This is a genomic window from Bacteroides sp. MSK.20.12 (genome assembly GCF_019052435.1).
Classification (GTDB): Bacteria; Bacteroidota; Bacteroidia; order Bacteroidales; family Bacteroidaceae; genus Bacteroides; species Bacteroides xylanisolvens.
In genome coordinates, this window is the sequence record NZ_JAHQVH010000076.1 from 1 (window position 1) to 13,721 (window position 13,721).

The 13,721-nt window shown below is 38.5% G+C and carries 8 protein-coding genes; all 8 read right to left on the bottom strand.

The annotated features are described in order from the left end of the window. Positions 1–291: 291 nt before the first annotated feature. Positions 292–1,449, bottom strand: coding sequence for an ATP-binding protein (locus KTR06_RS23820; RefSeq protein ID WP_008024160.1), 1,158 nt, complete (start codon positions 1,447–1,449; stop codon positions 292–294). A 352-nt stretch (positions 1,450–1,801) separates the two neighbouring features. Beyond that, positions 1,802–3,343: a glycoside hydrolase family 76 protein gene (locus tag KTR06_RS23825; RefSeq protein WP_008024163.1), complete on the bottom strand. Its 1,542-nt coding sequence runs from the start codon at positions 3,341–3,343 to the stop codon at positions 1,802–1,804. A gap of 29 nt (positions 3,344–3,372) precedes the next feature. Continuing rightward, positions 3,373–4,398 (bottom strand): DUF4973 domain-containing protein, encoded by a 1,026-nt coding sequence (locus KTR06_RS23830; protein ID WP_008024164.1) that lies wholly within the window; start codon positions 4,396–4,398, stop codon positions 3,373–3,375. A gap of 17 nt (positions 4,399–4,415) precedes the next feature. Then, on the bottom strand, positions 4,416–6,467 hold the full coding sequence (locus KTR06_RS23835) for a RagB/SusD family nutrient uptake outer membrane protein (RefSeq protein WP_008024166.1): 2,052 nt from the start codon (positions 6,465–6,467) through the stop codon (positions 4,416–4,418). A gap of 12 nt (positions 6,468–6,479) precedes the next feature. Then, positions 6,480–9,605: a TonB-dependent receptor gene (locus KTR06_RS23840; protein WP_087322913.1), complete on the bottom strand. Its 3,126-nt coding sequence runs from the start codon at positions 9,603–9,605 to the stop codon at positions 6,480–6,482. Positions 9,606–9,618: 13 nt separating this feature from the next. Then, complete coding sequence (locus tag KTR06_RS23845) at positions 9,619–11,169, bottom strand: IPT/TIG domain-containing protein (RefSeq protein ID WP_117685132.1); 1,551 nt, start codon at positions 11,167–11,169, stop codon at positions 9,619–9,621. A 72-nt stretch (positions 11,170–11,241) separates the two neighbouring features. Beyond that, positions 11,242–13,089 carry a family 43 glycosylhydrolase gene (locus KTR06_RS23850; protein WP_225451421.1) on the bottom strand — a complete coding sequence of 616 codons (1,848 nt, stop codon included), beginning with the start codon at positions 13,087–13,089 and terminating at the stop codon, positions 11,242–11,244. 22 nt (positions 13,090–13,111) lie between these two features. Beyond that, positions 13,112–13,721, bottom strand: a 610-nt coding sequence (locus KTR06_RS23855; protein ID WP_225481210.1) for a DUF1793 domain-containing protein, incomplete at its 5' end; no start/stop codon positions are given.

Below are 13,721 nucleotides of genomic sequence, written 5' to 3' on the forward strand. Positions count from 1 at the left end.
AAGTCATCCGTGCAAAGTTGGTTTTCCGGGTCCTGTCCAGACTAAGTTTTTTTTAGTTATTTAGTTTATTATCAGATATGTATAGCTAACATGTCTTGTTTCTGTGTTGTAATTAGTTGGTTTTTCGAGTGTTTTTGTAGTCTATAAAAATGATTTATTTCTAGGATTTGGGGTATCCCAGATTGTTTCAACAAATTCTAATTCTAGAATAAAATATCAAATAATATATCCCCAAATGTAGTTTCAGGGATCAAATAAGATGGAATAAAGACATGATATATTAGTGGCGGTTTAAAACAGATTAAAATGATTCCATCCATTCACTTGACCGACAGATGTTTTTATATCCCTATCTCCATTATAAATCGCGAAACATTGTTCCGTTGGAGTATTGGATAGTTTAGCCCATTTTGAAATACCTTTAAAGAAATCCGGTGAATAAGTTGCTCCTGATTTGATTTCATAGGCATACTGTTTTCCGCCAACCATTCTTAATAAGTCAACCTCATTGCCAGTGCTATCACGCCAAAATGATAATCCCGGTTCGACACCTCTATTATAGGATTCTTTTACAAATTCATTGATGACAAGATTTTCAAACAATCCTCCACGTAAAAAATGAGTAGTTATTTGTTCTGCATTTTGTATGTCAAGTAAAGAACAGGCTAGCCCAGTATCATAAAAATATAACTTAGGAGTTTTTACCAATCGTTTGGCATAATTATTATAATCTGGTTTCAGTAAATAACAGATATAACTTGCTTCTAATATAGATAACCAGTTAGTAGCTGCTGTGACAGAAATTCCACATTCATTTGCTAATGATGAAAGATTTAATAATTGCCCTATGCGACCTGCACATAATTTGAGGAATTTAATAAATTTACTTAGATCCCCAATATTACGTAATAATCTCACATCTCTTTCTACATATGTTTGTATATAGAAAGGATAATAATCATCCGGATTTATAGTTTTGTCATAAATGCGTGGATAAGCTCCCTTAAAAATTTCTTCATTTACACTGGATGGCAATATTTCTCCTTTTTCCATTTCATAATGCGAAAACGGTAGTAGCTTGAGTACTGCCGTACGTCCAGCTAATGATTGATTCACACTTTCCATTAATAAGAAGTTATGAGATCCGGCCAGCATATACATACCTTCTTTATTCTCTTTATCGGTATGCGTTTGGATATAAGAGAAAAGTGACGGAACTCTTTGAACTTCATCGATAATTGTTTTATCCGGGTAGGTGGAAAGAAATCCTCTCGGATCATCTGTAGCAAATAGTCTCATATCAGGATCTTCCAAAGACACATACTCATAGTCCTGAAAGGAATTCCTCAATAATGTTGATTTTCCAGATTGTCTAGGTCCTGTCAATGTAACAATCGGATATTTATTTGCCATTTCAATTAGCTTGGATTTCAGTATTCGTTCTATCATTGCTGCTCTTATTTTACTGTTTGCAAATTTAATCTTTAAAAGTGAATTTGCAAAACTTCTCTGTTTTTTAATTTAAAGTTCTCTATTTATATTAGATCTTTTATAATCATATCTGCAGCATATTATAAGTAATTATAATTTAAGCAGCCTGTCATTGAGCTGGATTTAAACAATGGCAAGCTGCTTATTATTTATCTTATATTCAATAATATACCTTCTATCTGTTCTACGGAGCGTATCAAAGCTATTTTAGCATCAAAGAATTTCTTAAAAACAAGAACTTACATTCAACAACTGATTCGCATGAATAATTAAGGTTGCATTGCTTCATTTTAAACAGTGATGCTTATGACTAATTATTTTCTAGTGCTGTATTCAATCGGAGAACACCTTCCAAAAGAGAAGCTCCACTTGCTTGTGCGCCCATAGAAGCAATATTTCCAGTAAATATGGATCCCCAATAATAGTTACAATACATTTCCGGATAAGTTCCACGAATCAAGTTTGCGCTCAACGTTTCTGCATTTTTTCGCAGGAAAAGAATCAGATTCTGCCTAAGTGTACTATTAGCAGCTTCATCCAATGCCAAATTGACTATATAAGGAATCAAAACAGCTTTAAAGATGCTTTGGTCCATAGACGGACCTTCATTACGCAAAATGCCATTAGTTAAGCACCTATCACTGGTTGTGACATAGCTAATTACTTTTTCTGCACATGTCAGATAATATTTTTCATTTGTAATATGATACAATTGCCTACTTGCTTCTCCATACGTACCTTGCGTATAGGTTAAAGGAGGTTCCTCTATTCTACCATCTCCCAATGTTAAGTAATTATTGTCGTAGGCAAATTTATGAAGTATTTTAGCATCTGATAAATACTTATCTTCATTGTATTTTTTATACAATTTGGCAGCCATCAAAGCACCGGGAGCATTGGTACATATATTCCGGCTTCGCCCATTAGAATTATTTTCATTATTCCAAGGAAGTCCAGTTCCTTTATCATCTGTCCATTTTCGTGTAATAATGTAAGTGTCATACAACCTCTTGGCTGTATCGGCAAACTTATTATCGTCTAACACTTCTGACATTCGTAACAAAGTCAGACCAATCCAACACATATCATCAGTATATGGATTTGAAAAGCCTGTAGGATCGTTGTTGTCGTGATGATAATTATTTCCATGATTTTGAAACCATCTTTCAAAATATTCTTTATATGTCGCAGCCAATATAGGATTATTATCTTTGATACGTTCATAAGAATACAATACCACATCAATAGCATGAGCCTGTTGCCAATAAATATAAGTATTAGCCGAATTTCCAGATATATTTTGGGGTGATACCCAAAACGTTCCTTTCGTTTTATCCATAAACTGTTCAATAAGCACATACGTACAACTATCTGCCAAAGGCACTCCCTTATTCGATGGAATAGCAGTAATGGTGACTCTTTCTGATTTTCTTCCGTAGTTATCCACCACAACAACAGATATGAAATAAGGCTCTGCGGATGTCAACCGGAGTACATACCCTTCTCCTTTCTGGATCGTATTCACTCTTTTTTCGTCATTGGAACCTTTCTGTTTATAATAGATTTCTACCCCTAGCATATTGGTCACAGTAATCGGATTCGTCCATGTTAGATAAAGTTCATTGGGATTTTGTGTAATCTTAGCCTTCAAATTCGTCACTGGTGCAATTGTTATTTGCGAAGTATCGGTGTTACCTTCTATTGTATTGGCATCCTGTTCATTTGTTTCTCCACAGCCAATACATGAAAATATAAAAATTAAAAACAATACATATTTATTCATTGCGATTAGTAATAAACGATTGAAATGCTGTGGATATTTACAAATATCCACAGCATTTACAATCCCCATTTATAGTTTATTTATTTTTCGGTCAACCTTTAGTTTCCTTCTTCCCATTCGATAGCTTGGTCCTCATCCGGAATTTGAGTATTGATTTGACGTTCTAATGTCAACGAACCCATTACATGAAATTCAGTTTCGACACCGGGAATCGTTGTATAGTCTTTGAACGTATAGTTGATATTATTGATAATAATGGTTCGGTGCATTAAGTAGGGACGGATAGCGTCCATTGACTCCGTGATACTGTAAGAAGCAGTGATCTCATTATTAAAATCATCTTTACCGAGCGCAAACTGCATTTTATTATTTGGATCTGCCGGAGAAAGCGTTACTGTTCCATTATTGTTGAATTTTGCTTTAATCCGATACCCTTTCCTGTCTTGACGAGTTTCATCAAATAAACCTGCATAGAAGAATAACGTTTCATCGTCAACTACATACATCATGACATAATTCTTCACGTATGGTGCATCTGTTTCTGAACCATTCAAATATGTTTTGTAATTTACAGCACTATAATTTCCTGAATAATCATTGAATGGCATCACACGAAGCAATGCCTTCCGATAGTGCTTTCGATAGTTTGGGGTATAGTTTCCATCAGGTGATTCTTCGATAGTCAATGGTAATACCCATTTGTCTGATAAGTCGATGCCCTCCATTGAAAAGTCGATAGGCATTAATGCTACATCTTGCCCGGCATTGATCTGCACCGTTTCTGAATGAGAGTAGAATTTTTTTGGCAATACTTGATAGTACAAGTCGGTACGATTATTGAAGCGTTCTTGGTTTAGTACTTTTAAGGTATCTGTATCCAAACCAACATGTACTGTAATGTTACGTTCATTGGTGGTAGATCCGCTCACAATGATTGGTAACTGAAATGTCGTCTTTTCATTACCAGATCTATAGCGTACATTGATTCGAGACACACCATCACTGTTAATGGGAGCTTTAAATGATATATAATGTGTAAACTGTTCATTTTCCCATTCATCATTGCACGAACTACATAAGCCGGCTATGGGTAACAGATATAATAAGATATTTTTCAGTTTCATATTCTAGTTTTTTTAGATTAATCATTGTAGGTCCATCCCGGGTTTTGGGTCAGAAGTTTATTTCGTTTCAGTTCACTGTGCTTGATGGGCCAAAAATACATTTTCGGTGAGAAAGTAGCAGAAAGATTTGATATAGGAACCGGTGTGTGGAACAGGTCTTTATTGGCATTACTCATAAATGTATAACAACCGTAAACAGGCATTGCTTCCTCTACTTCCGCATCTTTCCAGCGTCGAAGATCATAGTAGCGTTTTCCTTCAGCAAAGAGCTCAATCTGACGTTCGCGTTTTAGTTTGATGCGAAATTTAATCGGGTTACTATATGTATCTGCATCATAATCGGGCACCCCGGCACGCATGCGTATTGGTTTTATACCTGTACGCATATCTTCTACGTTGCGGCTGATTGTGTAAGTGATGGAGCCATCCCAAGAAGGAACTTCATAACTAGCAGTCAATTCATTCAAAGCTTCTGCATACATCAGCAGGATATCAGCATATCGAATAGCTGGTTCATCTTTATCTTTTACCTTGGCTGCATCGCTATTATAATAGGTATCATCAGGATGCACATATTTAGCTACCCCAATGCCGGTGCGCAACCAGAACATACTATTTGCATAACCATTTCCATCTCCGCGATAATAGAATACTTGTTGATCTTGATTCTGAACTTCTGGTTCATTACCTAGATGCCAGTACATACCATTATAAGCAATGGACGCATAGAAACGTGGTTCACGTTCAGCATATTGCAAAGATACTCCATTTGGAAGCGGTTTGTGATCTGTATTATTTGTTGTATAACCAGTTGCGCGAGGGCGAGTATCTATGCGTCCTTGATAAGCTGGAGTACCTGCATATTCAGAGTTCATTCCCGGACAGTCAGTGCCATCGCTCATATAATAGGCATCTACCTGTTTCATGGTGGCGCCGTGCGTATTCCATCCTTTAGCTACAGTGGGCAATTGATGAATGACCATATCTTTGATGCGTTCACCGGAAATATTTTTTCCACGAGTAAAAATCAATTCAGGATTGTCCATAGCAGTTACCTGTCCGTTGAATAGAGAACGATAAGATTCGAACGGATCAATATTCTGCCAACCTTCTGGAAAATTTTTATAACTATATTCCGGGTGAATCGGAGGAGCGATGGTAGCAGGAAAAGCAATAGAATGAGTCGACCGGAAATCGGCTGTATAAATATGGTAAACGCCTAGTCCCATCACATCTTTGCAAGCAGCTGCTGCTTTAGCCCATTTACTGTTGTCGTATACAGGATTTAATAAACGTTTCCCGTCACGGTTGGTCATTTGCTGTGCATACGCATCATCGTTGCCATTCATTAGCGGACTTGCAGCATAAAGCATTGCCAAAGCACGGGTAGCTAAGGCGGCACCGCGAGTAGGACGGGTAATGGAAAGCTGGTCTCTTTTCAAAGGTAAACCCTGTGCTGCCAAGACCATCTCTTTAGCGATATAATCTACACATTCATCGTATGTATTGCGGGGAAGTTCCAAATCTTCGTATGACTGATTGTAATCAAAACCCTCATCCGGAACCAGTGGAATAGGACCATACTTCCGGAGTAACAACCAATAGTAATAGGCACGAACAAAGCGGGCTTGTGCTTTGAGGTCAATGATTTCCTCCGCACTATGCTCAATGCTCATATCTGCATACTGGATGAAAATAGAAGCCTGTCGAATACCATTATAACAACGGTTCCAAGTATCTTGGAAAGTGTTTTCATCGTATGCTCCTTCACGGAATTTATTATAAGATAAAGCACCGCCTTTGGTTGCATCCACTGTAACATCATCATCGCCATAATACATGCAATCATCAAACACAAAAGGTGTATTACGTTTACTTGCAACATCACAACATTGTCCCAACAAATAGGTATACGCCTGTGCCAACCATTGTTCTGTTTTTTTATAGTCGGTAAAAACTTTATCAATTGTTTCTCTATCCTCAAAAATGTAATCAGAATCCAAATAATCGGAACAAGAAGTGGAACTGATCGCAAAAATTGCGACTAATAGTATATATATTTTTTTCATATCATTAATCATTTATAAGTTAACGCTCAAACCTAACGTTACGGATTTGGACAATGGATATTTCTCTCCATTATTGCTACCCATTTCCGGGTCCCAGAGTTTGAAACTAGACCATGTAAGTAAATTGGTTCCAGTCAAGAAAATACGTACATTATTAAAATGTATTTTGTTAACCAGTGCTTTGGGAAGTGTGTAGCCGATATCAACCGTTTTCAAACGTACGTAGGAACCGTCACGCAACCAGTAAGTAGAGTTGCGGTAGTTATTAGTATAAGCATAAATCGTTGTATTTCCATTTCCTTGGTCCGTGTAACTTAGGCGGGGGAAAGTAGCATTGGGATCCTCGTTGGCTGCAATACCTAATTTCTCGGCAGTATCCGCATCTACCCAGCGATTATCCAAAGTTCCTTTAATAATATTACCCCATTGCCCTTCGCTGAAAGCTCTGATACATTTCCCGGACAAGAAAAACTGCGACTTGCCCGCGCCTTGAAAATGCAAATTGACATCAAGTCCTTTCCATTTAACAGAAAGCCCAAGACCATAAATCAGATTCGGACGATTAGTAGCTCCTACTGCTACAATATCGTTGTCATCCACTACACCATCACCATTTACATCTTTGTATTTAATATCACCGGGCATTACAGGACCATACTTTTGAGTAGGACTATTGCGAATATCATCGTAATCCTTGAACAGTCCTAATGCAATCAATCCTTTATTCTGGTTCACTCGATAGCCCTTTTGCATTTGATAGGGATATACATTGTTAGCTTCGTCTCTTTCAATAATCTCATTTTTGCTGTAAGTCATATTACCACGTACTGTCAAACTTACCTGATTGAACCTCTGTTTGAAAGAGAAATTGCCATCGAATCCCTTGGAATTTACTTTACCGACATTTGCAAAAGGACTCTTTCCTTGCAGGCCAATCATGCCAGGCAAATACTGGCGTTGCATGAAAATTCCGCTACGGCTTTCATCAAAGTAATCAACTGTCAATTTGAATTTGTCATCAAACAAAGCCAAATCTACTCCCAAATCTTTCTTCGTTGCCACCTCCCAAGTAACTTGGTCGGAAGCTAGTTCTGTGTAAGTTAATCCTGTGAATCCATAAGAACTACCGTAGTTTGCCCAATCATAACTATTGCCTTCGCCAATTGCGTACAGATAAGGGAAACGTACATCTGCATTGTTATGACGAATCTTATCATTACCTACTTTACCATAAGAGAAACGCACTTTGAACATACCCATCCATTTCCAATTCTTTTTGATAAATGATTCTTCTGCAATGTTCCATGCTAAAGAGTATGCTGGGAAGAAACCGAAGCGATGTCCTTTTGCGAAATTCTCCGAACCATTATAGCCGAAGTTGAAATCTACGAAATATCGATAGTTCCAGTTATACGCAATTCGCCCTGCCAATCCTTGATTACGTCTGTTGACACCATTTTTCAGATCATCACCTAAGTCTTGTGTTTTGATGTACGAGTCCTGTGTGTATTTCAACGTAGCATTGAGATGATGTGCCTTAAAACCGCGTTCCCAATTAAGCATCATATCTAAAAATTCACGACGGTTACCGCTAGAACCACTTTCTTGATGCATATTGCTACTGTCCGAAATTTTCTTGAATACCAAATTTCCATTTTCATCGCGTGAACGTTCGGCACTCCATTGCTCAGGCCATTTACGACGATTGATGTGATTGTTATTATAGGTATCATAGCCGAAGCGTCCAACAAATTTCAGACCTTTGGTGATAAACTTCAAATTCTGTTCCAACGTAATATTTGTCTGAATCACATTTTCCCAGTTTTCATTGAATCCAGTCTGTGTAGCTGCTACCCATGGGTTTGTTTTGTTGCCTGTACCTACTGCCGGAACACGACCGTTGGAATAAAGTAAAGGAGTACGAATGGCGGTATAGCCAAAAAGTTCACCCCATACATCTGCATCACCCAGTCCCGGACTGTTTCTCTTAGATAACCAACCGGATACACCTAACTTTAATAGTGTAGTTTTCGTGATATCAATATCTGTATTCAGACGATAGTTGTAACGACGATAGTTTGCATTAGTGTTGTAATCGTCTTTCAACGCTTTATCAGTGTTGTACATGCCTTCTTCATCAAGGTAACTAATAGAGGCGTAATACCGTGCAGTAGAACCACCACCGCTTAAATTCAGGTTAACGCGGTGTTGCCATGAGCCTTTCCTCAACAATAAATCCATCCAATCCACATTCGGATAGAGATCTGGGTCTAATCCGTTTTTTAGAATCTCCAGTTCCTCCGGTTGATATACAGGTTCATAATTGCGTGTAATTCGTGACTCATTCAATAGGTTTGCATACGAAATCCCGTCTTCAAATTCAGGTGTAATAGTGCGCATGTTGTAGGTGGTTTGTGCCTTTATGTCGATCTTGATTTTCCCGGATTTACCATGTTTAGTGTTAATCAATACAACGCCATTAGCTCCTTTAGAACCGTATATTGCAGTAGCGGAAGCATCTTTCAAGATAGAAAAGTCTTGAATATCCTCAATGTTGATTTCATCCATGCTACGTTCGAACCCATCTACTAAAATATAAGCACCGGTTCCAGCCCCAAATGTGGAAATACCGCGAATCCAGAATTCTGAAACATTTTGTCCTGGTTGACCGGAAGTCTGGCGGGCTAATACACCTGCAACGTTACCTGCCAAAGCATTAACAACACTAGACGACGGATTAGCCATCAGATGTTCCATGTCTACTGTAGTGATGGCACCGGTTTGTACCAATTTACGTTGTGCACCGGTACCTGTGATTACAACCTCATCAATAGTAGTAGCTACATCTTCTTCCATTTTTATATTGACCGAACGCTGTTCCTTAATCAATACTTCTTGTGTCTTATATCCAATATATGAGAAGACCAGTCGGTTATAAGGTTCTACTTTAATGGTATATTTCCCGTTGATATCAGTAATGGCTCCTAATCCGGGAACATCCTTGACGATAATATTCACACCAATAAGCGGTTCCTTATTACTGTCAGAAACAATACCCGATACAGTAACAGTTTTCTGAGCCATTGTGTCGGTTACTACACATAGCAACAGTATACATAAAATTGTTATTTTTTTCATTTTTATACGGTGTTTATTCATTAATATCTTCTTCAGGCACATCTTCTTCAAGGCCAATCTTTCTGATTCGATAGTTGTTGGCGTCTCCCACATATATCGTATTATCACGCTCATCCCACGCAATTCCTTTAGGCCGGTTAAAACGTGCATCTTCTCGTAAGCGGCCATTTGCATACCCCCATGGGTTTGAATTCAAACTAGCGCTACCACGTCCGGCATAGGTAGTCACTTGACCCAAAGGAGACAAGATACGAATGGCATGATTATGCCTGTCTGTCAAATAGAAGTCATATTCATCCGAATTTCCGGCATATTCTGGGTTCTTTACAAATACACCAGAGTAGGGATTACCGAATCGAGCCTGATTACCGACCCCATCCTGATAAACATAAGTGTCTTTGTTACTATTAACACCTGCAATGACATAGGGAGCGGTAAAGGTTTCCCCATTGAAATCTGAGCGAAGAATATAATTGCGATTGATGACCATGAAATAAGCATATTTACCAGTTGGATGAATCATAATATTGAACTCCCATTCTTTGTCTTGCACTTTTAATATTGTCTGAGCGGCATCATCTGCTGTACCAGGTCTGACAGGGGTTGTTCTCTTTCCTGTTGCAAATTCCTCTATAACATATTTCTTTACCCGATAAAGCAGACTGTTCTGGTAATTGGAGAAGTAGAGGTCGCCAGTAGTAGGATGTATTGCAGCAGCTTGGCATCCTTGGTTCTGTGCGATCACCCTTCCATTGCCCCACGTGAACCCACACGGCTTCGTTCCTCCTTCAATTCGATCGAACATCATAACAGCCGTACTATTAACATTTCCTTGCGCTAATCCTACAATCATGTGATATTTTCCATTGTCATCTTTATAGAAATCAATGGTTCGGCAACGCTGTGAGCCTACAAATGAGTTCTTGGGAATCATTGTATAGACCTGCTTGTTTGTGAAGTCAAAACAACGAATACCTTGTCCTACACCTTCAGCGTCCCCTGCGTCTTCTGCATCATATAGCAAATTATGGTCCTCCGGGTCCCAAGTCATAAAACAGGGATTCGTAATGGAGCCACAATCATTAAACGGACCATCTTTTGCTGAATTGGAACCTTGCTCACTAGTTGCACCACACAAGGAACTTACCACCACTTGGCGTTGATATTCAAACTTAATTTCGGCTACCTCGGCTGAATAGATTTCTTCTCCTTGTTTGATAGTTACCTGGATTTCACCCGAATAAGCCTTCGTTGGTACAATACAATATATGACAGTTGATTGTACGTTGACCACAGGCGCCTTCTGTCCGCCGATAGTGACTTCTATCAGAGACGGGTCATTGCCGAAGTTTTCTCCATAAATAAGAACCTTCTGACCTGCAGCACCATTAGTCGGACTGATTTCCTTGACACTAATAGGAAGCTGCGGATTAAAGGGACTGCCACCACTTCCTTGAGCCGGAGTGACTTCTTTTCCATTATCGCAACTCTGTAATAGAAAAGTGGTCAATGTAAACATTCCCCATAAAATGCCCAAACAGGCTTTCATTACTTTTTGTTTCATAATAAATTAGATTAAATATGTTAATAAAATCGCATAAGCAATAAGTATTACTTGTTTTTCTGTATAGGATATTTATTTCTGAAAGTAGGGTGCCACTTCCAAGATGGAAGGTGCGTTACTCTTGACGGAAGGCCATCCATCGTTACTCCAAATCAGTTTATCCATTAAAACATATCTTCCGTTTTCGGCTTCTTTCTTCTTGTAACCGTGGTAGATGATCCAGTCAGTTCCTACATCATCCTGAATCAGAATGGAGTTATGTCCAGGTCCTGCCCAAGTTTCATTGCCACTCATAATGATTTCACAATAATCATACAACATATCCCTTCCTGTCTTATCTAAATAAGGTCCAAGCACATTCTTTGAACGCCCTACCACAGTTTGATATGTACTGGTTGCTCCATTACAACAAGTTCCTATGGAAGCAAACAAGTAATAATATTCTCCACGTTTGTATATGTTGGTCCCTTCAAAACGATTTCCACAAATACGCTTCTTCAGGACTGGGGTTCCATCCGTTTTTTTCTTTATTTCCAGGCCATTATCCGTGAGTTCTGTAGCATAGATACCCCGAAAACTTCCCCAAAACATATATTTTTTGCCATTGTCTTCATAAAAGAACTGGTCAATGGAATTTTGTACCCCAATCACTTTCGAGTCGATCAAACACCCTTTGTCTATAAATGGTCCTAGAGGAGAGTCTGACACAGCAACTCCTACATTACTTCTCCACTCATCTCCCCATATAGCCCATGAATAATAAAGTACATAATGATTATTGAAATAACGTATCTCTGGTGCCCAAATATTGTGGTCGCCACCCCAAGTGGGGCGAGTAGCATCCGTGAAAGCTGTACCCTTATACTCCCAATTCACCAAATTTTTGGAACGATAAATAGGAACATTTCGAGTATTCTCTGTTCCATAGAGATAGAAATAACCATCTTGGGCACGAATTACTGTAGGATCTGGTGCGCTAAAAGCAATAATCGGATTGCAATAACCACGCACTAATGTCAATATCCGGACAGACTTATCTATTAACACTGTTTCGCTATCGGCATTCGTTAGACACAGAGGAAGTAGATAGTACGTAGGATGTAGTTTAGTTGATTGAATAGTTAATTTCGTAGAAGCTTGATTATTCCCTGCAGAATAAGTCAATCCACCAAGAGTATACGAGTCATCAGGTAGCAACTCATAAGATGTTCCATGAGCTGCATTATAATCATTTACCAACTGTACAGCCTCTGGTGCAACACTTAACGTACAATGAAATGTACTCTGGTTTGTGCCACTAAAATCATAATAAGATTTAATGTCTACTTCTACTTTTTCTTGGTTTAATAGTATTTCTCCGCTAATACTCTCCAACTTGACAATAGCTGCTTGGACATCTATCGTAAGAAGTAAATTTCTTTTGTTTTCTTGAGCACTAACCGATGCACTTTCTAACCGAAGAGGGAGTACATAATTAGTTTTTTCCCTCTTCCATCTTGAGAAGATTTCAGAGGAATGAAATTGAATTTCTATACTTTTTTGTTTCTCATTCGCTTTCAGTGTTAACATTTCCTCTAGCTGATAAAGATCTTCTGGAAGCAGTTGAAAGTTTGTTCCATTGTTAGAATTATAAGCTTTCAATTCACTGTCACTCCAAGTTTTCAATCGAACAGATATCTCTCCATTCAAAAGGGTACTCTTGCAAACAAGCACATTGTATGAAACGAAATTCTGGTCGGGCACTAGATTCAAATTCTGGAATCCATTCTGTTGTAAATACACAGATACATTAGTCTCATCTCCTTCTTTTCCATTCGACTCTTCATTATTATCGCTTGTCGAACAGGAAAACCAGAATAGTGTGCTCAATAGCATTACTAGATTCCATCGAAGAATTGATACAGTAGATAAGTTACACATAATATCACTCCCTAATAGAAAATTACTTGCTACCACTCAATTTATTCATTAACACTTGCATCCAGTATCCTCCAATCACGGAACGTGCTCTGAAGCCAACCCACTTACCACTATCAGTATGATGCCAGTCACTGATAGGTACACGAGATACTGTCTCGTTAATATATTTATAAACAGGATCAGAGAATTTCTGGAAAGTTTCCTTGTCTGATGACATAGCTGCCGTCCACATGATCCAATCGGATTTGGTGTATTCTTTGCGGGAATCCAAAGGAAGTCCGTAAAGATTCTGTTTAGTCAGGTAATAATTGAGCTCTTTTTCGATTACATTGTTAGGGAATAGGTTCAAATTCCACAACTTATCCCACACCATATTATACTTTTGGCTCCAAGTGTTCTTACGGTCAAAAGCCAAACGGTAGTGATCACCTTCATTTGCCATTTTTTCCCATTTCATCGCCATTTCTTGGGCTATTAAAGCATATTTGTCTGCTACATCATTCAATCCGAGCATACGAGCCATTTCGCTGTATCCAGCTACCCCCATGATAGCTTTTACAGAAAGATTGGCATTGTGGGCCCAATGTCCGGCGAAGTCATCCGTGCAAAGTTGGTTTTCCGGGTCCTGTCCA